A 22,088-nucleotide genomic window follows, 5' to 3' on the forward strand; every position below is an offset into this window, starting at 1 on the left:
ATTCAGTGGTTGGTGTATCAACACCCACTTCTTGATAGCTGGCATTATCCAACCATACTTGACCTTTCCCGTATATTAGAACGCCAATATTGCAAATTCCCGAATGTTCAGGCGTATCCAATACGCATGAGTAATGGTTCCATTCCGTTGTTCCGACAATTGGCCGATTTTGCATGTTATCCAGTTTTAAGGTAACGCTTGTAGCACTGTCTATCCGCATCCATAATCCACACCACCCAATGACACCATGAGTTTTGACAAAACCGGAAAAGCGCACTCTCTTACCCAAGAAATTCTTTGCACTAAATTGTTGCATGATCGTTGCATATTCGCCAACTTTAAATTCGTCGGCAATAGATTTAATGGTGGCAGATTTTGTACCCACATGATAGATTTTATTATCAAGGCTGGCTTGGTATTTCTCGGGAGCAGTTCCCGTCACAATCCAATTTTTGATCTCCATGTTACAATTCATATCGGTATCCCCCTTAACCAAATTTTTAATTGCTGTTCTATATCTACCTGGCGGCAATTTATAAATGCTCTTGAAAGCTCTTGTAAAAGCCTCTTGTGATTCGAAATGGAAACTTATAGCGATATCAAGGATGGAAATGTTGGTAGTTAACAGGACAGACGCCGCAGTTGCAAGCCTGCGTTTTCTTATGTAATCATATATTGGAATTCCAACTTCACTTTGAAATGCTCTGTGAAAATAGAACTTTGAAAAACCAACAAAGTCGGAAATTTTATCCAACGACAATTCTTTACACAAATTCATTTCAATGTAGTTTATTGCTGCTTGAACTTCCTTACTGTGCGTCACCGATTTCACCCCCGTGCGATTTGTATTATAGCATGATATCTCGCCTTGTTTTTGACTATTCTTGCCTTCTTGTCAGTTCATAGCTTTTCAGCACATTATCCGTCTGTTGTTTGTCAAATATAATTCCGGCTGATTGAACGCCATATATAGTTCCTCTGTTTCCTGTTGAACCTAAGGAAAACCGCTGCCATGGCACATGTCATAGCAGCGGTTCCTCTATCTGACTCCCGTTCAATTAGTCATCCTATGATACTGGCCCCAATCGGCATTCTCTATAATATCCCTCCAAACGAAGTCTTGACGGCGCCAAAATTGAGTAGCAGATGGCTTTTACATGCCGTGTGCTTCTGTCTGCTGTCGGTTGGTATGGCGTTTGTGCAGGCGGGCCGCTGTCATGAACGCACCGAGCAGGCACACACAGGCGGCAGTGATATATGCAAGACGCATACCGAATAGAAAAGCATCGTTTTGTCCGGACACATAGTTGGTGACATGTCTGCCGATGCGGATACTCATGCCGCCGTAGAGCAGGGAAGTGGCCATGGCGATCCCCGCTGTTTGTCCGATGCACCGCACCAGTGCGTTGACACTGCCACCGATTCCCAATTGGTTTTGTGGTACGGTGGACATCACGAGTGCGTTGTTCGGTGACTGGAATAACCCATTGCCCATTGCCATCAATCCCACAAAAGCGGCCAAAGGCGCGAGGGCGGTTCGTTCCGTCATAGCAGACATGCAGAACAGACCTGCGCTGGTGAGCAATAAGCCGAGCAGCGTCATGATTTCGCTGCCGATCTTATCCGAAATGTAGCCGCTGAGAGGAGAGACGAGTACGACAATCAAGGGGAAAATCGTCATATAAAGTCCTGCAATCCCGGCGCTTTTTTGCAGGACATCCTGTAGATAGAATGGAAAGACGATGCTGTAGCTGGATATTGCCACATAAGATGTGAATGCACAGAAAACGCTGATGGAAAACCATTTGTTGCGAAAAATTTCAAGGTGCAGTAATGGTTCTGATTTGTGTAACTGAAGCCATACAAACGCCACGAAAGAAGCGACCGCGGCAGCAAAGCAGGATAGAATCATTGGGTGCGTAAAACCCATGGCTTGTCCGTGCTGGAGAGCGAAAAAAAGCGAAACCATCGTACAGGCAAATAAAGCGCTGCCTGCCCAATCCAGTTTGCCGGTGGTATGCCGGGATTCTCTGGGAAAAACAAAAAAGCCTGCGATAAATACAGCCAATCCGATTGGAACGTTGAGCCAAAACATGTATTGCCAGCCCGCAATGGAAATAATCAATCCCCCCAGTGCCGGACCGGCCAGTGTTCCCAGTGCGACAAAGGCTCCGTTGATACCCAAAGCCCGCCCTCGTTCTTCTTTGGGGAACGTGCGGGAGATGATGCCTTGGCTGTTGGACATGGTCGCGGCTGCTCCGAGTGCCTGTATCGTCCGCGCCGCCAGCAGCCATCCAAAGCTGGGAGAAAGACTGCAAAAAATAGAACCAAACGTAAAAACCAACATGCCGAATTGAAAAACACGTGTTTGACCTTTCAGGTCACCCAGACGGCCAAACGGCAGGATGCCTGCTGTGAGGACGATCATGTAGATACTGGCCACCCATGCCACCATGCTGGAGGATACTTGTAGCTTGTCGGACATGACCGGCAGCGCAACATTGACAATATTGCTGTCCAATGTGCCCATGAATGGGCACATGACCGTTAGAAAAAGAATGCTCCATTTATGTGTGGATGCTGTCAAATGATTTTTCTTCAATGATTTCACTTCCTTGGAGGCGATAGTCGATGTGCATAAACACACTTCCTTTTTGCATCATACAAAAGAGGCTGTTTTTTGTCAAGAGAAGCGGAAATGCAGAAAAGGCTGTTTCCTATTTTTAAAAGCTGCAATTTGCACCAAAAATCTGCCTCATAAAACGAAATCTCCTCTGTTTCCAAAACCGCGGGAAATAGCCGCCGGTTTGCAAAAAGAGGAGACCGGTATGTTGCAGGTGATAAACGGTTTCACTGACAAGCTGCAATCAATGTGTCTGCACACAAGCGTAAACCAGGTGTGCATCATCCCGCATGACAGCGGACGCATCAGCAGTCTTTTTAGGGTGATTGACTGGATGTGAAATCGGCTTGCCACTTAATACCTCATCTACGCCTACAGCGGCATATTGCGCCATGCGTGCAATGGATTCTGCCGTGAACGCGGCTGTGTGTGGTGTTGCAATGACATTTGGCATCTGGATCAGCGGGTGATCCAATGGAGGAATTTCTCCTTGGAACACATCCACAGCCGCACCGGCCAGTTTCTTTTCTTCCAATGCCTGTATCAGTGCGTGTTCATCAACAACTTCGCCCCGTGCCGTGTTGATCAGAAAGGCCCCCGGTTTCATCATGGACAGGATGTGCGCGTCAATCATGCCGCGTGTGGCGGGGACTGCCGGAACATGCAGGGTGAGAAAATCGGCCTGCCGCACGACCGTCTCCAGATCGGTGGTTATTTGCGCATATGCGGTATCCGGTCGGCTGCGGCGGCTGTATCCGAGGACGCGCATGCCAAAACCTGCAAATGCCTTTTGCGCGACCAGAGAACCGATTGCACCCATCCCGATGATGCCGAGATTTTTGCCTGAAAGATCGGCGCCAATGTGGTTGCGAACACTCCAATTTCCCTGCTTGAGCTGTGTATCATAGATGCAAATGTTTCGTGACAAATCGAGAAGAAGGCCGATGGTATATTCGGCAACAGAAATGGCGTTGGAACCGGCGGCATTGGTCACCTGAATGCCCAGCCGAGTCGCGGCTTCGACGTCGATATTGTCTACGCCAACACCATGCATTGCAATGACTTTGAGCGATTTGGAAGCGCGCATGATTTTTTCAGTGATGACGGCATTGCGTGTCAAAATGGCGTCGCATCCTTGAATCTCTTTTGCGACCACAGCCTCGGAGATGCCGGAGCCCCATTTGATTGCATAGCCACGGCTGGTGAGATAAGAGACACCCGCCGCATCAATCGGCTCGGTGATTAAAATATTGAAATGCATAAAAGAGCCTCCTTTTGTAGCACAACCGTGTGAAGCTGCACCGTTTTTGTTACGATCATGAAAAACCCGATACTTTTATTATACGTTTTTAGATTGGCAAAACAATTTGCGGACTGTACGACTTTGCCCGTGATACATGGACAATATGTCCATGTATATTTTGAAATAGGGAACAATACAAAAATCAAGCACTTGCTTATGCTTATGAGGATAGAAAGACGTGAAAAAACCTGCTGCTTTTTAAAAAAGACATCGATTTGAGTTGACAAATCTATAACGCTGTTCTATGATTTGTTTAATCATCGGATGTCGGAGCACCGTATCGCCTGTTTGGGGCGCGCCGTTAAAAGAGAAGGGAGTCCATGGATGGAAGATTGTAAAAAGGTTGTCGTTATTGGTGGCGGTTGGGCGGGTTGTGCCGCGGCTGTTTCCGCCCAAAAGGCCGGTGCAGAGGTCACACTGCTGGAACGCACGGACATGCTGTTGGGGACCGGTCTGGTGGGCGGCATTATGCGCAACAACGGCCGCTTTACGGCTACGGAAGAATGCATCGCGATGGGCGGCGGCGCGCTGTTTGAGCTGATTGACGCCAATGCCCGCCACAAGAACATCACGTTTCCGGGACATGAACATGCCGATTTGTATGACATTGGAAAGGTGCCGGGCGCTGTAGAAAAATTTTTGCGTGAAACCGGTGTTAAACTGGTATTTCAATCCCGTGTATTGAGAGCTGATGTTTCCGATGGGGTGCTGCACAGTGTGACCGATGCCAAAGGCAGAATGTTTTCCGGCGATGTGTTTTTGGATACCACTGGTACGGCCGGCCCAATGAACAACTGCACCAAATACGGCAACGGCTGCGCCATGTGCATCCTGCGCTGCCCGAGTTTTGGCGGGCGTGTGAGTCTGGCAGGGCTTGCCGGCGTTCAAGAGATGATGGGCAAAAAGGCGGATGGCAGTATCGGTGCGATGAGCGGTTCCTGCAAGCTTTATAAAGAATCGCTGGCACCGGAGATCGTGCGGGAACTGGACGAAAAAGGCGTGGCTGTCATCCCGCTTCCTCCGGAGCTGATAGAGGACCATTTGAGTGTGAAAGCGTGTCAGCAGTACGCGCTCAAGGCATTCAAGCAGAATATTATTCTGTTGGACACCGGCCACGCCAAACTGATGTCCCCCTATTTTGATCTTGCGCGTCTGCATAAGGTGCCGGGATTTGAGAACGCACGGTATGAGGACCCCTATGCAGGCGGCAATGGCAACTCCATGCGCTATTTTGCTATGGCACCGCGTGACGACACCTTAAAAGTGAGGGGTGTCGAAAATCTGTTCTGTGCCGGTGAAAAGGCTGGACTGCTGGTTGGCCATACGGAGGCCATCGTGACGGGGGTGCTGGCTGGTTATAACGCCGTGTGTTACGCAAATGGGGAGGGATGTGTGACACTGCCTGACTCGCTTGCCATCGGTGATGCGATTTCCTTTGTCCGTCGACAGATGCAGACCGAGCGGGGAATGGGATTGAAATACACGTTCTCGGGCTCGGTGTTGTTTGAGCGGATGAAAGAACGCGGCTCGTATACCACGGATGTGCAGCAGATTCGGGAACGGGTAGATGCCCTGGGACTGACCGATGTGTTTTTGAATAGGGCGGCACGCCAGAAGTCCTACCAGATGGTGTGAGGAAACATCATGTATGTGTTGGTGCGGGATCTGCTGGATCGAAAAGTGATCGAGGGAGCCAAATTGCTGGCTGGCGAAAAAGGATTGGATCATCCGGTTCTATGGGTCAACGTCATGGAAATCTTGGACGCACCGGATTCGCTGCAAAGCGGTGAGCTATTGGTGACCACAGGCTTCGGGCTGGCGGATGAGGCACGGTACAGGGACTTGGTCATGCAGCTGAAAAACCGCGGAATCTCTGGGTTGGTCATCCAAGTCGGATACTATTTATCTGCGGTTCCAGCCTATATCATCAAAGACGCGGCGTATTATAATCTGCCGGTTATTGAGATTCCGGCAAAGGATACGTTTTCCCATATCATGCGCACACTGCTTGCTTCTATCGGGTTTGAGGGCGGTTCGCGCTCCGATGTGGACACCGTGTTTTTAAAAGATCGTGCAAAAATGTTGGCAGATACTTTTGCACCCAATGCATGGGATAGGCAGACTGAAACAACATTACTCTTTCTGCTGTCCGTTTCGTCTGCCAACTCTGCTCTGGCAGGTTTTACGGAGAGTCTGGAACGTCTGCGGACATATTTTGCGTCCTGCGGGGATTGGACTCGACTGGAGAGTACGGGAGAAAAGGCGCTTTATATGGTATGCCTCAAAAAAGATTGCTGTCGGCAGGATGTCTTTTTGGATCTTACAGATCTTTTGACGCAGATTTCGCGTGAACTACATGTGAACGTGTTGCTGGGCGCCTCAACTTTATGGGAACCTGACCGCATGGAACGTGCGTTTGAGCAGGCACTTCAAGCTAATCGAGCGCTTCAGGCCATCGGCGTAAAAAAAGGTGTCTGTCATGTGGATAATATCCGATTTTTCGAATGGTTTGATGCGTTCCATCAGAAAAACAACGCGCTCTCATTCGCTTACGATATTTTGAAACCAGTGATCTCTCACGACCATTTCCACAAAAGCACATATCTCAAGACACTGCGTGCTTTTTTAGCCAATGACTGCAAAATCACCGAGACAGCCGAAAAGCTGTTTATTCACCGGCATACAATGAAGAACCGAATAGATAAAATCAGCCAGTTATGCGCGCTGGACTTCTCAGACTGGTTTGCCAAACAGCAGTTTACACTGGCCTTGATGGTATATGATTATTTTATGTAGCAAACAGGGATTTGTATTTGACGGCTATTTTTGTCCGGACAAGGAAAAAGAACATACATTATAAAAACCAAAACGGCAACCGTTTTCTTTAGCGGCTGCCGTTTTTCAGATGGAAAATACGATGCGTGCTGAGAGGAGCGGAATGTCTGGCGATGCATAGCACAGGTTTTTCCGATTTTATGCAAGGCATAAAAAAGCAAGCGCAGATGTGCAGCATCCGTTTCGGGATGTCGGGCATCTACGCCGTTATAGAGGGAAGGTTCGCACAGAGCGAACCCGAAATATACGGTTATCGGAAGTGGACAACGGATGAAAAAAGTCTCCGCGCCGTCCTATGCATTTTGTTCTTCAAATAGGTGGAATTCATCTAGCCGTCGGGTGACAAGCCCCTGCAACTGCCTGCCATTGCAATAACTGATGCGCTCGAAATCCGCCCGCAGCACGTCGGGGGACGCGCCGTTTTTAATATCGCTGGTAAGCTGCGGCGCTTTGCTCCAGATATTTGCGCCCAAATTATAAGAAAAGCTGACCAGCGCATCAAACTGGTTCTGCGTGAGTTTGGTTCCGGCAAATGTATGATTGACGGCGTTCTCGTAGGTGGAAAGGTCGCTTTTAAGCAGGGAGAGCGCCTGCGGCTGCGTTAAATTGGCATAGCTCTCGCCCGGCATAAGGACATGCCCATAGCCAATGGTTTGGTTTTGCGTGTCTGCGCCGCGATAGGCGTTGGCCGCGTAACCTTCATGGTTGGCGATGAACTGCACTCCATTTGCCGATATCTGCATATTGCCCGCATTGGATGGGGCAGCGGATGTGGAGGCAGCTGCCCCCACCGCTGATGAGGAGGCGGAAACAAGTGGTACTGTGCTTGTCCCACTTGAGGCCAAACAGGCGTTAAGCAGGCTGGAAAAATCCAAGGCACCGGCTTGAACTGTGCCTTGATTGCTGTCCCGCTTTTTAGTTGTCATGCTGACGTCCAGCGCCGCGAACAGTCTGCTTTGCATTTGCAATGTATAAAGATTCACATTGGACACGATTCCACCGCCTGTCCCTTTTGTTGTTTTAATTATACCGGATGTTGCCGGACGCCGTCAACCTTGCCAGATAGATGTAGCGATTTTTCCGGTGGTATGGAATCCTTTTTTGGCATGAGTACGTCAAAACAATACTGTAAGATATCGCTGCGCTTAATGATGCCAATGAAGCTGTTCTCATCGTCCAGTACGGGTACAAAATTCTGATTAGTCACCGTCTTGACTAAATCCTCCATGTCACAGTTGATATGCACGGGTTTATTCTGCACGCGCATGGGGATATCCGTCACAGGGATTCTGCTGGTTTCGCGGATATCCAGACCCGGGGTGTTTTTAAGTTTACGCAGCAGATCGCCTTCAGTCATCGTACCAACATAGCGCCCCTGTCCATCCAGAATCGGGATGGCGGTGTACCGATGGTAATCCATCCGTTCGATGACTTGACGCATGGTAGCGGTTATGGTCTCAAAGACGACGTTGCTTTTAGGCGTGATAAAAAAGGCAATGTTCATGCTGTCCACCTGTTTCTGTTGGGCGCCCACGCATGTGCGAAGCGGGGGCCCACTCTATAACTGTCCGCTGTTTAGGAATTGCCGCTGTGGTCTGGGTAGCATCTGGGACAGGTTCGTGCTATAATATGACACCAACACCTTCTAAATGGATTGCGGGGTGAAAAAATGATATTTGATGGATTTTCCGCGCAAGCGCTGTCTTTTTTAATGGAGAACCGCCTGCAAAACAGTAAGTCGTGGTTTGAAGCGCATCGCAATCAATATAATGCACTGGTTTTGCAGCCGCTGCGCGCATTGGTGGAAGCGCTGACGCCGGTCATGCTGGATATTGACCCGGTATTTACGGTCGAGCCAAAAGTAGGGCGGACGATCTCGCGAATTTTCCGCGATGTTCGTTTTGCCAAAGACGGCTTTTTGTTCCGTGAGGAAATGTGGATTACGTTCATGCGCAATAAACGTTGCTGGGAAGGACAGCCCGGTTATTATTTCAGTTTTGGGCCGGACGGTTTGGCCTATGGGTACGGGTACTATCAGGCCACGCCTGCCGCTATGGATGCTATGCGGCAAATGATTCTGCGGCAGGAGCCGCTGTTTGTGCAAGCCTCCGCGTGTTTCCGGCGGCAGAAGGAATTTGCAATGAATGGGGACTTTTACAAGCGCAGCCGGTTTCCCGACCAGCCGCCGGAACTGAAAGAATGGCTTGACCGCAGAAGCATCAGTTTTGACTGTATGTCGACTGATTTCGATATACTGTATTCTGCCAAACTTGTCCCCTTATTGTCAAACGGTTTTCGGGAACTGGCACCGCTGCACACGTTTTTCTGTTCTGTGGAGGAAAGGCGTCCGCATGCGCAGACAGCCGTGCCGCAGGAGTAAATGAAAAAGCAATGAAAGGAAGAATTTTTAAATGGAATTGATGTCAGACGGCGCAATTGCCGTTGTGGATGCTGAATATGCCGTTGTTACGGCTTTGCACGACCTGTTCGATGGAACATATCTCTTAAAAAGCGGTCTTTCGGCCTGCTTCCCGTTTGCAGACAGGGAAGCGAGCGCCCGATTGTTGACCGGGCAGGCAACAGCCCGTACGCTGATACAGCAAAGAGACAGCCTGCATCTGGCGTTTTCCTCCAATGCGGAGACAAAAGCGGTGTTCTCACCGTCGTTCCAAGTGATGCTCGTTTATACGTTGGAGGGTGCCGCGCTGCGGGTGGAATGCACGGTGAACAATATTGGTGCAGATACGGCACTGCCATTTTATCTGGGATTGGATTTGCATCCACACTGTCCGTTATTCGATTGGGAAGAAGCCGCGGACTACAGCCTGCAAACTCAATCAGACGAAAACAATGCCGATACGGTGCGTCTTTTCAGCCGCAGGACCGGTCGCGGTATGGAATTGAGCTGGAAAGGGTTTGCGTTTCAGCAGCCCAAGGATGCCGTGACGAGCGGCAGCGCCTGCCTGACCCTTGATACACAAGGGATTCAACCGCTTGCACCAATGGAATCCTGGCGTGGGCAGCTGCGCGTCACGCTCCTTTAAGGCGCGCATACGTCCTTTACTGCCCGAGAATATGGGTGACATACATGTCCGCGATGTTGAGTGCCGCCGCAACGGGATGCGCATGAAACGCAGTACTTTGCGCTTTTCCACCCGCATAAGCACGCGCTGCGTCGTCAAAGCCGCCCATATGCCAACGGATGGCAAGCGCTTCTTCATCGGTGAGTGGTATGTATTTCATGGCAAGATAAACAGATTTTTCTCCATGCCCCATGGGGAGCTGGTCGTCAATGGCGTAGCTTTCCTGTTCCTCCCAGCGCCGTTCACCGGGAATCTTGATGTTACGCACAGTCTTGGTGAAGAAGTTGACTTTGCAAAGGTCATGTAAAAGCCCCATGATGATTAAAGAATCCTCGTTTATATCCGCAAGTGCTTTGGTGAAATTTCGCAGATATTTGTAAACAGACAGGCTGTGAACAAGCAGACCGCCTTCAAACGCGCCATGGAACTGCGTGCTGGCAGGCGCGCTATAAAAATCCGTTCCGGTTTCAAGCCATGTGAGCAGGTCTTCCATGCCTGCCCGATTGGTATCGCGCAAAAGAGAAACAAATTCCTCTTTGCGCTGTGTATGCTGCTCAGGGTCCATGGTCGGGATGGATTTCATGGCGGATTCTCCTTTTTCGATCTGCATCTATTGTAACGGTTTGCCCTTTAAATTGCAAGGCGTGCCGGCGTCGGCCGGCATGTGAAAACGGAGGAATACAGAATGAACATTTGGGAGAGTCTGGAGATATTCGGCAAGGGTTTGCTGCAAATCGGCGCCGTGCGCTATCTGGCTTCACCACTTGTTTTTTTGGCGATTCTAATTGGTGGATGGATCGTGGCACACATCTGGGCAGCGCTTGGCCGCAAGCTGACGGCCGCCGGTATTGGCTGGGGGCAGACGGTGGTACCCGCCTGCGTACATCCACTGCATGTTTTTTTTCTGGTAACGGGCATCTATGCCGCTCTGCTGCTGTTTCCCGGTTTTGAGGCGCATACCGCGCTGCTGGCTTTCTTCACCAAACTGTATCGGTCATGCATGATTATTTTGGCGGCGTGGATTTTTTACAATTTGGCGTCCGTGCCCTATCTGCAACTGTCCGCTGTTGTGAAGCGGATGGATGTGCAGAGCAATAAAGCGGTGCTGCCAATTTTTTCGAAAGCCCTGCGGTTCGTTATTATTGCGCTGGCGGCGCTGATTGTCGCGCAGGAGTGGAATTTCAGTATCAGTGGGCTGCTTGCCGGGCTTGGACTGGGTGGATTGGCGCTTTCCCTTGCCGCCAAGGATATGCTTGCCAGCCTGTTTGGCGGAATCATCATTCTGCTTGACAAGCCGTTTAAAATCGGCGACTGGATCGAGGCCGCTTCCATCGAGGGAACGGTGGAAGACATCACGTTCCGCAGTGTGAAAATCAGGACTTTTACACAAGCGCTGGTCACGATACCCAACGCGAAAGTGGTCGATTCCGCAATTACCAACTGGAGCCGCATGGGCAAGCGCCGCGTGGTTCTCAAACTGGAATTGGACGCACAGACGCCGCCGGCCGCGCTTCGGATTGTCAAAAATGCGGTGCTTCATACCGTCAAAACGCATAAAAGCGTGCACCCAGAAACGGCCACCGTCTCTTTTGACGATTTAACCGGTGCAGGCGTGCTGTTTTCGGTTATTTATTATACTCGAACAACCAAATGGGAGACTTTTTTGAGCATCCGCGAGGACATTCTGTTGAACATCCTGCAATTGCTTGAAAAGCACCATGTACCGCTCGCGGTGCCTGTCCAACAGGTGCATCTCACACGGGAGCAGACGGAACAGCAAAGATGTGTGCCAATCCAGAAGGTTGAAACCGACGGCGTGAAAAAATCGCTTGACAAACCGCTTTAACCATGGTAAGGTAAAAACAGCTAAACCGAAGACGGGGAAGTCAAACCATGTGCGGCATTCCAGAGAGCCGGGGGGCGCTGAGAGCCCGGTATGCAACGGCATGGCAAATGGGCCCCGGAGGGCGGAGTGAAAGGCGATTGCCAAGTAGCTTCCGACGCAGCGCCGGCGTTATCAGGCGGGGAATGTGTTGGCATTCCGCATGAGTGCGCACTGTTTTGGCAGTGCGAACCAAGGTGGTATCGCGAGTTTTACGCTCGTCCTTGTGAAGAACAGGGGCGGGCGTTTTTGTTTGTCCGAACGTTTCAACACAACAAGTGAATGGGCCTTATCCGCGCGGCTGGAGCCAACACTCCCCACCGGAAGAAAGGTGAGAGGAGTGAAGACATGGTAACACCATCCTATGAGGAAGCCGCAAAACTGGCGGAGCAATATGGGCGCATCCCGCTCTCCATGGAAATCTATGCGGATATGGAAACACCGGTGCGTCTGCTGTACCGGCTGGCGGCAAAGAACAGTCATTGCTTTTTGTTGGAGAGCGCGGACGGCGGCGAAAAATGGGGGCGCTATTCGTTCCTGGGATTTGACCCGATTCTGACCGTCACAGTAGAAAAAGGTAAAACCAAATTCGTTTCTGCGGACGGCACATCCGAAACACTGGACGGCGACCCGTACGCGTGTATCCGCGACAAACTGGCACCGTTCAAAGCACCGGTACTGCCAGGGATGCCGCGCTTTACAGGCGGCGCTGTTGGCTATTTTGCTTATGACATGGTGCGGTATGCGGAAGATTTGCCGGACAATAACCCCGACGATACACACTGCCCCGATTGCAGCCTGATGGTGGCGGAAAAACTGATTGCCTACGACAATGTGAAGCAGAAGATCATTCTCATTGTCAATGCCGACACACAGGGCGATTTTAAAGCCAATTATGAGAAAGCAGTCAAAGAGTTGGAAGCTATCCACCGGCGTTTGCGCGAGCAGGCCGCCCCTGTTGCCTCCAAGCCGCAGCGCGCAAAACCGCAGTGGGAAAGCAACATGACCCAAGAGGCTTTCATGGAGATGGTGGAAAAAGGAAAAGTGCATATTCGTGACGGCGACATCTTTCAAGTGGTGCTTTCCCAGCGCTTTTCCGCCAAAATCGAAGGCGGTCTGTTTGACCTTTATCGGGTGCTGCGTGTGAACAACCCCTCGCCCTATCTGTATTATTTGAAATTGGGGGATGTGGAAGTTGCGGGTGCCTCGCCCGAGACGCTGGTACGCCTGGAAAATGGTCTGCTGGAAAACTGCCCCATTGCCGGTTCACGTCCGCGCGGCAAGACGCAGGCGGAAGATTTGGCATTGGAAAAAGAATTGCTTGAGGATGCTAAGGAACTTTCCGAGCACAACATGTTGGTCGATCTGGGGCGCAACGACATCGGGCGGGTCAGCAGCTTCGGCAGTGTCAAGGTGGTGGAACATGCCAAGGTCATGCGGTATTCGCAGATCATGCACATCACTTCGCTGGTGTCCGGCAAACTGCGGGATGACCTCGATGCATTTGAGGCACTGCGCTCTATTCTGCCGGCGGGCACGCTTTCCGGTGCACCGAAAGTGAAGGCTATGGAATTGATTGACAAATATGAAAACCGGCGGCGCGGGCTTTACGGCGGCGCGGTAGGCTATGTGGGTTTTGACGGCAACATGGATACCTGCATTGCCATTCGTACCGCCATTGCCAAGGATGGCGTGACCTATGTGCAGTCCGGTGCGGGGATTGTGGCGGACAGCGTACCCGCCACGGAATATCAGGAAAGCCTGAACAAGGCCAAAGCGGTGCTGCTTGCGGCGGAAAAGGCGGGTGAGATTCAATGATTCTGATTCTTGATAATTATGACAGTTTCTCTTATAATTTATATCAAGTGTTCGGGACGATTACACCGGATGTGCGCGTGGTGCGCAGCGACCGTATTACCGTGGACGGCGTGCGCGCATTGCATCCGTCTCATCTGGTGCTTTCCCCGGGACCGGGGTTCCCCAAAGACGCAGGTATCTGCATCGAAGCAATCCACACACTCAAAGGGGAACTGCCCATCCTTGGGGTTTGCTTGGGGCACCAAGCCATTGGGGAAGCGTTTGGCGGCACAGTCGTCCATGCGCCGCAGCTGATGCACGGCAAAACCAGCACCGTTACGCTCGACACAGACTGCCCGCTTTTTAAAGGGCTGCCCCAAACGGTGAACGCCATGCGATATCATTCGCTGGTGGTGCAAAAAGATACGTTACCGTCCTGCCTGCAAGTAACGGCTACCGAGCCGGAAGGCGAGATTATGGCATTTATGCATCGGGAACTTCCTGTTTTCGGTTTGCAATTCCATCCGGAATCCTTTATGACTGAACGCGGCGTCGACATGCTGCGGAATTTTTATGCAATACAAATGTGAGGTGTGGACAGAATGATAAAGGAAGCTATTGCGCAGGTGGTGGAGGGAAAAGAACTTTCCCCAGAGCAAGCCAAAGGGGCCATGGATGAGATCATGAGCGGGAATGCCACTCTTTCACAGATTGGCGCGTATATTGCGGCGCTCCGGCTGAAAGGGGAGAGCATCGGGGAAATCACCGCCAGTGCGCAGGTGATGCGCGACAAGGCTCCTCTGGTGCAGACCGAAGGCGACGTTTTGGATATCGTGGGGACTGGCGGCGACTGCGCCTTTACGTTCAATGTGTCCACTGTCAGTTCTCTGGTGGCTGCCGCCGCAGGGGTGCAGGTCGCCAAGCACGGCAACCGCTCGGTTTCCAGCAAATGCGGCAGTGCCGATGTGCTGGAAGCGTTGGGCGTTAAACTGGACCTGACACCGTCACAGGCGGCAGGGGTACTGCGTACCACGGGCATCTGCTTCATGTTCGCACAAGTGTTCCACAGTTCCATGAAATATGCCGCCGTGCCGCGCCGCGAACTGGGTATCCGCACCATTTTCAACATTCTCGGCCCGCTTTCCAATCCGGCCCATGCCAACCTGCAATTGCTTGGCGTTTACGATGCGGCGCTGTGTCAGCCTTTGGCACAGGTGCTTTCCAATTTAGGCGTGCGCCGCGCCATGGTGGTTTATGGTTTGGATGGATTGGATGAGGTTTCTTTATGCGGGCAGACGCAGGTAAGTGAATTGATTGACCAACGCGTAAGCAATTATCTGCTTACACCGGAAGATTTCGGGCTTGCATCGTGTACGATGGATGATCTGCGGGGAGGGGACGCAACAGAAAATGCGCAGATTGCGCGGGATATTCTGGCAGGCGGCACCGGACCAAAGCGCGATATGGTGCTGCTCAACAGCGCCGCCGCGCTGTATATTGCGGGCAAAGCCGATAGTCTCAAAGCCAGCGTGGACATTGCCCGTGGAATGATCGATTCCGGCAAAGCCGCTGATAAACTTGAGGAACTGGTGCGCGTTTCCAACAGTATTTCCTAAGAGCTTTTTTATTGAATAGATACCGTACAAAGACCATCCATTCCGTGCAGCCTGCCCCATTGTCATCAAATAAAAGGAGTCGAACCGCATGAGCAGTGAAACGATTTTGGATACGATCATGGCCAACCGCAGAAAACAGGTTGACGCTTTAAAGGCACGTATTCCGTTACGCATCCTCTCAGAACGGGCATTTGCCGCGCGGGAAAAACGTGTTCCGGTCGATTTTGCCGCCGCACTGAAAAAACCGGGTTTATCAGTGATTGCAGAGGTAAAAAAAGCGTCGCCGTCCAAGGGGGTTATTCAGCCGGATTTCCGTCCGGTGGAGATTGCCCGCGCCTATGCACATGCCGGAGCAGACGCAATTTCTGTTCTCACAGAAGAAACATATTTTCAGGGCAGCGGGGAAATCTTAAAACAGGTGCGTGACGCTGTGGAGCTGCCGGTTTTGCGAAAAGATTTCATTTTTGACGAATGGCAGCTGTGCGAGGCGTGTGTACTGGGCGCGGATGCGGTGCTGCTCATCGCTTCGGTTCTGAATGTGTTTGAGTTGAAAAAGTTGATGGCAGTGGCGGAAATGCTCGGGATGCAATGCCTTGTGGAGGTGCGCAGTGAGCGGCAGGCACTCGACGCGTTGCGCGTGGGTGCGCGCGTGGTGGGAGTGAACAACCGAAATTTGGCCACATTTGATGTGGATTTGTCTGTGTCGGCGAAGTTCCGTCATCTTTTTCCAAGCGACGTCGTGTTTGTTTCCGAGAGCGGTATCACCACATCGGCGGATATGGAACGGGCGGCCGATTTGGGGGCAGACGCGGTGCTCATTGGCGAAACATTGATGCGTGCCTCCAATATTGAGGAAAAACTACGGGAGTTGCGGGCGTTTGTACATGATTAAAGTAAAGCTTTGCGGTTTACGCCGCGTGGAAGACATTATCGCAGTCAACCATCTCAGGCCGGATTTTGCCGGATTTGTTTTTGCTCCCGGCAAGCGGAAAGTAACGCCGGAGCTGGCGCGGGCACTGCGGAAATCCTTAAAACCACCGGTTCGGGCAGTGGGCGTATTTGCCGGCTTTTCTGCGGCGGAGACAGCCGCTATTGCGGAATGGTCCGGCATGGATATTGTGCAGCTGCATGGCGAAGAAGACGCTGAATATATTAAGACCCTACGCATGATGCTGCCGTCGGGCTACGAGATCTGGAAAGCGGCGCATGTGCGCACGTCTGAAGACATTCAAACTGCCGTCGCAACCGGTGCGGATCGATTGCTGCTGGATGCCTTTTCACCGGACGCTATCGGCGGCACAGGCACTTCATTCAACTGGGATATTATTCGGGAATGCGAGATTCCCGTGCCTTTTTTGGTGGCGGGCGGTTTGTCTGCGGACAATGTGGCGGATGCGGTGCGCACAGCACAACCATACGGGGTGGACGTCAGCAGCGGGATAGAAACCGGCGGCTTGAAAGACGCCGCGAAAATGGCGCAGTTTGTCTGGGCTGCCCGCGGACAGCAGGCACAGTTGGATGAAAACTGAACAAATAGGCAATGCCCGGTAATAAAGGCGGGAAAATCATATGCGGCGGAAACAGACCGCCGATTAAAGAAAGCGAAGGTGAGCGCAATGGCGCAAAAAGGGCGATATGGCGTCCATGGCGGGCAGTATGTCCCCGAGACGTTGATGAATGCATTGGAAGAACTGGAAAAGGCGTATGCCGATTTTCAGAAGGATGAAGGATTCCAGACGGAGCTGCAAGCGCTTTATCGGGACTACGCGGGGCGTCCATCATTGTTGTATGAAGCCAAACGCATGACGGAGGACCTTGGCGGCGCACGGATTTTCTTGAAACGGGAAGACCTCAACCACACCGGTTCCCATAAAATCAATAACGTGTTGGGGCAGGTGTTGATGGCCAAGAAAATGGGCAAGAAACGTGTCATTGCCGAGACCGGCGCGGGGCAGCACGGTGTGGCGACTGCAACCGTCGCTACATTAATGGGGCTGGAATGCGAAATTTTCATGGGTCGTGAGGATACCGACCGGCAGGCGCTGAACGTATTCCGTATGGAGATGCTGGGTGCAAAGGTTCATCCGGTGGATTCCGGTACCAAGACGCTGAAAGACGCGGTCAACGAGGCGCTGCGCAACTGGACATCCCGGGTGGATGATACCTTTTATGTAATGGGTTCGGTGATGGGACCGCATCCCTATCCGATGATCGTGCGGGATTTCCAGAGCATCATCGGCAAAGAGATTAAAGCACAGTGCAACGAGAAGATTGGGCGCTTGCCGGATGCGGTTTTGGCCTGTGTGGGCGGCGGAAGCAACGCCATGGGCGCGTTTTATGAGTTCATCCCTGACAAGGATGTGCGGCTGATCGGTGTGGAAGCCGCAGGCGAAGGCGTGGACACCCCGCGTACTGCCGCGACCATTGAACGTGGCTCGCTTGGCGTATTTCATGGCATGGAATCCTATTTTCTGCAAGACGAAGAGGGGCAGATCGCACCGGTCTACTCCATCTCGGCAGGGTTGGATTATCCCGGCATCGGGCCGGAACATGCGTGGCTGCACGACACGGGACGCGCGGAATACGTTGGTGCGACCGACAAAGAAGCGGTCGATGCCTTTTTGTATCTTTCCAAATTGGAAGGGATCATTCCGGCCATTGAGAGCGCCCATGCGATTGCTTATGCGCGCAAGTTGGCGCCCACCATGCCGAAAGATACCGTGATTGTTATCAATATTTCCGGGCGCGGCGATAAGGATGTTGCCGCCATTGCCCGTTATTTGGGGGTGCAGCTGCATGACTGACCGTATTGGCGAGATGTTTGCCAGACAGAAACAAGCAGGAAAAAAAGCGCTGATTACTTTTGTGACAGCGGGCGATCCAGATATTGCGACCACCGAGGAATTGGTATTGGCGATGGAGCAGGCTGGAGCAAATCTAGTAGAACTGGGCATACCATTTTCTGATCCTGTTGCGGAAGGACCCGTCATTCAGGCTGCCAATATCCGCGCGCTGTCCAACGGGTTGAAGATCGACGGCGTGTTCGGCGCGGTGGAACATCTGCGGGAAAAAACGCAGGTGCCCCTCGTGTTTTTGATGTATATCAACTGTATTTTCAACTATGGAAAAGACCGATTCTTTAAGCGGTGCCGTGAGACCGGTGTGGATGGGGTTATCATTCCCGATCTGCCTTATGAGGAAAAGGGTGAGGTGTCTGCGCAGGCTGCTGAGTACGGCATCAAACTGATTTCTTTAGTCGCACCTACTTCACACGCACGCATTCAGAAAATTGCCGAACAGGCCGAGGGCTTCTTGTATTGTGTGTCTTCTTTGGGCGTGACGGGTACGCGCAGCTCGTTTAAGACCGATTTTGAGGCGTTTTTCTCGCTGATCAACCAATATACCGCCGCACCGACCGCTCTGGGTTTTGGCATTTCCAGCCCAGAACAGGCGCGTGAGCTTAAACAGTATGCGGACGGTATTATCGTCGGCAGTGCTATCGTGCGGTTGGTAGGTGCAGCGGCGACGCCGGAGGAAGCCGTACAGAGTGTGACGGATTTTACTGCTTCTCTGCGTGAAGGGCTGGATACATAACCGCAAAGTAACAGGTGCAGATTGTAAAAAGGACCGCTGTGATGTTGTAAAGGATCACAGCGGTCCTTTGCGAAATCTACATATGTTCAGAGATTTCCTGATTATATCGGCAGGTTTGGATATTTCTTGAGTACGGGTTTCAAACAAGATGCATCGTCAAATTATATGTTTGTACGAAATTGGAATTGTGAAAGTAGCGCAAAGTAATTCTCAGGTGTGATCGGCGAACGTTAGATCAGTACCAAGAAATCATACGATTAGCGGGCGTGCGCGCTTAATTGAAATCGTTTCCAACCCGGCATTGACAGGTCTTACCACTGGGAAACTCCGTTGTACGCGAAGACGAACTTGCTACCGTGAAGTCATCTCTCTGGAAGCGGATAAAATGGTGGAAGAAACCAAGACGCTTGCCCAGATTCATTTCAACATCGTCATAAAGATTCCAATGTGCGCCGAGGGTCTAAAAGCTGTGAAACGGCTGACAGCCGCGGGAATCCACACCATAAGAGCCTTTGTATGCAGCATATGGGCATACCTGTACAGCAAAAGAGCTCCGGAAGTGCAATACTTCCGAAGCCCTATTTGTTTTGATTTTGTGTGGACAGATGCCGCACTTTTTTATTGACAAACACAGATTTCGCAGTTTTTTACGAGATGATGACCCACATATCCATGAGCAGCTTTTCCAGCACCTCATAATCTGCCTGAAAGTATCCGCTGCCGTTCAGTCCGATACCGGCGCCCCAACTGTTACGGATTTTAACAGAACCTTTGGATTTTTTGATAATGACGTGGGATAGAAAGTCCAGTGCCTTGCAGCCGGTAGACGGCTCATCGTGATGTCCGACGATTACCAGTGCGTGACCGCCTAGCAACGCGCCGCGCGGCGCAGGAATGATGCCGGTTTGAAGTGTGGTCTGTGCCTCGAAATTTTCGTACACACGGATGCCAATGAGCGGCGTGTGCCCGGCAGACAATGCCTGCCTGATCTGGTCAATGTCCGATACGCGGTAATACGTGTAGATTTTGTCGTTGTCAAGGTTGGCATTGTCATACGCGGCTTGCGGGGGTTTTGCGGCATATTGCGTAATGTCATATGGCCAGATTGCCGCATCACATACACCGTTTTTGGCCAAGGCTGCACAGGTATCACGCAGATTGCCGCCTGCATCCTGATCGACGGTGTCCTCCAGTGCACGCACGTTGTAATATTCAAACAAATGCGATGGTGTGAACGCGTAACCTTTGATATACATATCGATGGCGTCGATGGCGTGGCTCTGACAGCTGCCGAGTTGCCCTTGATCCCATACGGCGGGAAATTTTGCAGTGTAATCGGTGTCGTGCAGGACTGTTTTAGGTGCGACTGAAGAAAAACGAAAGTCACGCGCATCGGCTTGGTCTTTTTTTAATAGATATTTGTGCATGTGCCATCCTCCTTCTCCTGGATACCTTTGGAAATCTGTGCGGTCTTGATTTGGGCGTCGGCCTTGATATACGCCGCGGATTGGATACCATTGGAAACAATATAAGCAATAAATGTGCTGGCTGCCGTGATAATGGCGGTGATTTGTTCAATACTGCCCTGCGGCACGTTAAAAGCAATCAAAATGGATGTGACAAGAGAGATAACAGCCGCCCAAAAGGACTTGTCCGAAAATAGGTTTTTCACTGCGTCACGCATAAAGCTCCTCCACTATTTTCCGGGATACAATACGTATCCATTTTTCGTTTCGCCGCCTTTGGACGTGTTGTACAGGATAAGAGTACGCCCATTGGGGCAGCGTTTTAGAATCGTGGCGCGTTCATGTGGGCAAATGCTGCCGATGCATGCGCCACTTTCAGTATATGTAGGCTCGTCCATCCTGCCATTTTTCCATTGACGGTATCCAGCGTTGTGCAGGTGTGCCTCGTCATTGGCGATGTAACCGTGATACCAGCCGCCCGCCGCATAATTGGGGTAGAGCACCTCGGCAAGCTGACGGTCATAATCTACACCGAGGATGATAAGCGGGTCGCCTGCGTCAATTTGATGGTTGCCGATGCGATTGCCTGCGCTGTCGCGAATATAAAAATCCATGCCTGCTCGGCTGTTTGCCACCTGTGGCAGGCTGGATACCTCATAGTAATCGGATGCGTCGTATGATGGCACAGCGGTTGCGCATCTGAGAGTCTGTGCCACAGAACTGTTCCAATAAATGTCCATCGTGGCATCGTCAAGATCCACCTCATCATTGGCGATGGCGGCGATTTTTCCGTGCTCACTGTACTGCCATGCATCCCACTTACCCCAGCCGGCCATATTCCCTGCGTAGCCACGATAATCGGCCAGCCATAGGGGGCAATCGGAGAACTGCCCGCGTAGGATATTGTTGGCATAGCTGGTGTATGTATATAGTACTGGGGTAACGCCCGACACAGATTCAAATTCCGTGATAAAAGCCCGGACAATGTCGCGCATTGCGGGCGCGTCCGTTTGACCGTCGTAACTTTCTACATCTACAGCGGGGATTAGGGTATATCCCGTGTCCTTGATGCGTGCCCAGTAATTGTCCGCTTGCCGGCGGGCGTTGTCCGCCGAATAGAGCCGCAGGAAGTGATAGGTTCCCCACGCCATGCCGCAGGCTTTGGCAGCGGCGACATTTGCGGCATACATGGGGTCTACATATAACGCGCCTTCGCTTGCTTTGATATAGACGAAATTCTGCGTTTGCGTCAGTCTGTCCCAATCGATTTGCCCGTTTTCGCTGTCTCCGTGATAAATGTCTACGCCGTGATAGGACGCGGTACCGTTGGATGGTGTTGCTGCCCATACGGGCATGATCAGTAGTGCAACCGCCAGCAGTTCTGTGACAGCGTGTTTGAAAATATTGCGCAAACTCTTTCCTCCTTGATTCTTTGTAAAAAACACACCGTAGTACGGCGGTCTTCCGCTATATTGCAGGTGTGTTATATTCGTACCACCGCCATCGGGCCAATTGCAAACCAGTGGCACAATCGCGGTACGGTATCCGACTGAATCACGGTGAATTTGGTCGCTGTCCACACGGCAGTAGACACAGACATGGGTGCGCTGTCTTCCAGCGTCGCCACAACTGTATAGGGTGATGCGTCGAATATGCACGGAAAGGTTACGTCCGTATAAGCTGGAAAAGGCTGGACGGTTGCTGTACCCCACTGAATTGCCAACCCGTTGCCGAGTTGGATATATCCGTTGCTGGCCAGTGAGGATGAAGCAATTGCCGCAAACGGATTTTCCAGCCCGGCGTAAATGCGTCCGTTGCTGTCAATATTCCCGGCCACAATGCTGGATGCGCTGGCGGGCACGGTAACGACCGCCAGTAGGATTTGGTTA

Annotated in this window: 22 protein-coding genes and 1 pseudogene; 13 read left to right on the top strand and 10 right to left on the bottom strand. The window is 51.5% G+C overall.

Translation table 11 applies throughout. The features are described from left to right. The 3 genes from ABF463_RS08240 to ABF463_RS08250 all read right to left on the bottom strand — a co-directional run. Positions 1-823: helix-turn-helix transcriptional regulator (locus tag ABF463_RS08240; protein ID WP_415533116.1), on the bottom strand; the 823-nt coding region annotated here is incomplete at its 3' end. A 330-nt stretch (positions 824-1,153) separates the two neighbouring features. Then, positions 1,154-2,611 carry an MFS transporter gene (locus ABF463_RS08245; protein WP_415533139.1) on the bottom strand — a complete coding sequence of 486 codons (1,458 nt, stop codon included), beginning with the start codon at positions 2,609-2,611 and terminating at the stop codon, positions 1,154-1,156. Between the two features lie 256 nt (positions 2,612-2,867). Then, positions 2,868-3,884: a hydroxyacid dehydrogenase gene (locus ABF463_RS08250; RefSeq protein ID WP_415533117.1), complete on the bottom strand. Its 1,017-nt coding sequence runs from the start codon at positions 3,882-3,884 to the stop codon at positions 2,868-2,870. A 366-nt stretch (positions 3,885-4,250) separates the two neighbouring features. Between ABF463_RS08250 and ABF463_RS08255 the strand changes: the two genes are divergently transcribed. Further along, on the top strand, positions 4,251-5,561 hold the full coding sequence (locus ABF463_RS08255; protein WP_415533119.1) for an FAD-dependent oxidoreductase: 1,311 nt from the start codon (positions 4,251-4,253) through the stop codon (positions 5,559-5,561). Positions 5,562-5,570: 9 nt separating this feature from the next. Beyond that, complete coding sequence (locus tag ABF463_RS08260) at positions 5,571-6,722, top strand: PucR family transcriptional regulator (RefSeq protein ID WP_415533120.1); 1,152 nt, start codon at positions 5,571-5,573, stop codon at positions 6,720-6,722. A gap of 332 nt (positions 6,723-7,054) precedes the next feature. Here ABF463_RS08260 and ABF463_RS08265 read toward each other — a convergent pair whose 3' ends face one another. Further along, positions 7,055-7,753: a lysozyme gene (locus ABF463_RS08265; protein WP_415533121.1), complete on the bottom strand. Its 699-nt coding sequence runs from the start codon at positions 7,751-7,753 to the stop codon at positions 7,055-7,057. Positions 7,754-7,785: 32 nt separating this feature from the next. Further along, on the bottom strand, positions 7,786-8,265 hold the full coding sequence (locus ABF463_RS08270) for a CBS domain-containing protein (RefSeq protein WP_415533122.1): 480 nt from the start codon (positions 8,263-8,265) through the stop codon (positions 7,786-7,788). 165 nt (positions 8,266-8,430) lie between these two features. On the opposite strand from ABF463_RS08270, the gene ABF463_RS08275 reads away from it, so the two are divergent. Both ABF463_RS08275 and ABF463_RS08280 read left to right on the top strand, forming a co-directional pair. After that, entirely contained in the window at positions 8,431-9,141 is a 711-nt protein-coding gene (locus tag ABF463_RS08275) for a DUF2461 domain-containing protein (protein WP_415533123.1), read from the top strand. A 31-nt stretch (positions 9,142-9,172) separates the two neighbouring features. After that, positions 9,173-9,805: a hypothetical protein gene (locus tag ABF463_RS08280; RefSeq protein WP_415533124.1), complete on the top strand. Its 633-nt coding sequence runs from the start codon at positions 9,173-9,175 to the stop codon at positions 9,803-9,805. 16 nt (positions 9,806-9,821) lie between these two features. Here the strand turns inward: ABF463_RS08280 and ABF463_RS08285 are convergent, their stop codons facing one another. Further along, positions 9,822-10,427: an HD domain-containing protein gene (locus tag ABF463_RS08285; protein WP_415533125.1), complete on the bottom strand. Its 606-nt coding sequence runs from the start codon at positions 10,425-10,427 to the stop codon at positions 9,822-9,824. A 102-nt stretch (positions 10,428-10,529) separates the two neighbouring features. Here ABF463_RS08285 and ABF463_RS08290 point away from each other — a divergent pair, with 102 nt between their 5' ends. From ABF463_RS08290 to ABF463_RS08330, 9 genes are all read left to right on the top strand, one after another. Next, entirely contained in the window at positions 10,530-11,690 is a 1,161-nt protein-coding gene (locus ABF463_RS08290; RefSeq protein ID WP_415533126.1) for a mechanosensitive ion channel family protein, read from the top strand. Positions 11,691-12,074: 384 nt separating this feature from the next. Further along, a complete protein-coding gene (gene trpE, locus ABF463_RS08295; protein ID WP_415533127.1) occupies positions 12,075-13,544 on the top strand; it encodes an anthranilate synthase component I in 1,470 nt (489 codons plus the stop codon). After that, positions 13,541-14,113 carry an anthranilate synthase component II gene (locus ABF463_RS08300; RefSeq protein ID WP_415533128.1) on the top strand — a complete coding sequence of 191 codons (573 nt, stop codon included), beginning with the start codon at positions 13,541-13,543 and terminating at the stop codon, positions 14,111-14,113. Before trpE ends, ABF463_RS08300 begins: the two co-directional genes overlap by 4 nt. Positions 14,114-14,125: 12 nt before the next feature. Then, positions 14,126-15,139 carry an anthranilate phosphoribosyltransferase gene (gene trpD, locus ABF463_RS08305; protein WP_415533130.1) on the top strand — a complete coding sequence of 338 codons (1,014 nt, stop codon included), beginning with the start codon at positions 14,126-14,128 and terminating at the stop codon, positions 15,137-15,139. Between the two features lie 88 nt (positions 15,140-15,227). After that, positions 15,228-16,031 (top strand): indole-3-glycerol phosphate synthase TrpC, encoded by an 804-nt coding sequence (trpC, locus tag ABF463_RS08310; protein WP_415533131.1) that lies wholly within the window; start codon positions 15,228-15,230, stop codon positions 16,029-16,031. Then, a complete protein-coding gene (locus tag ABF463_RS08315) occupies positions 16,024-16,668 on the top strand; it encodes a phosphoribosylanthranilate isomerase (RefSeq protein ID WP_415533132.1) in 645 nt (214 codons plus the stop codon). Before trpC ends, ABF463_RS08315 begins: the two co-directional genes overlap by 8 nt. A gap of 87 nt (positions 16,669-16,755) precedes the next feature. Further along, a complete protein-coding gene (gene trpB, locus ABF463_RS08320; protein ID WP_415533133.1) occupies positions 16,756-17,943 on the top strand; it encodes a tryptophan synthase subunit beta in 1,188 nt (395 codons plus the stop codon). After that, positions 17,936-18,733: a tryptophan synthase subunit alpha gene (gene trpA / locus ABF463_RS08325; protein ID WP_415533134.1), complete on the top strand. Its 798-nt coding sequence runs from the start codon at positions 17,936-17,938 to the stop codon at positions 18,731-18,733. Before trpB ends, trpA begins: the two co-directional genes overlap by 8 nt. A 301-nt stretch (positions 18,734-19,034) precedes the next feature. Then, on the top strand, positions 19,035-19,358 hold the full coding sequence (locus ABF463_RS08330; RefSeq protein WP_415533135.1) for a transaldolase family protein: 324 nt from the start codon (positions 19,035-19,037) through the stop codon (positions 19,356-19,358). 22 nt (positions 19,359-19,380) lie between these two features. On the opposite strand, the gene ABF463_RS08335 is transcribed toward ABF463_RS08330, so the two are convergent. From ABF463_RS08335 to ABF463_RS08350, 4 genes and pseudogenes are all read right to left on the bottom strand, one after another. Then, a complete protein-coding gene (locus ABF463_RS08335) occupies positions 19,381-20,160 on the bottom strand; it encodes a C1 family peptidase (RefSeq protein WP_415533136.1) in 780 nt (259 codons plus the stop codon). Beyond that, on the bottom strand, positions 20,142-20,417 hold the full coding sequence (locus tag ABF463_RS08340; RefSeq protein WP_415533137.1) for a hypothetical protein: 276 nt from the start codon (positions 20,415-20,417) through the stop codon (positions 20,142-20,144). The genes ABF463_RS08335 and ABF463_RS08340 overlap by 19 nt, the downstream gene beginning before the upstream one ends. A gap of 12 nt (positions 20,418-20,429) precedes the next feature. After that, positions 20,430-21,611 (bottom strand): glycoside hydrolase family 25 protein, encoded by a 1,182-nt coding sequence (locus ABF463_RS08345; protein ID WP_415533138.1) that lies wholly within the window; start codon positions 21,609-21,611, stop codon positions 20,430-20,432. Between the two features lie 71 nt (positions 21,612-21,682). Next, positions 21,683-22,088: pseudogene (locus tag ABF463_RS08350) on the bottom strand (hypothetical protein); the annotation flags it as partial.

The organism is Ethanoligenens sp. (assembly GCF_047718355.1).
Classification (GTDB): Bacteria; Bacillota; Clostridia; order Oscillospirales; family Ethanoligenentaceae; genus Ethanoligenens.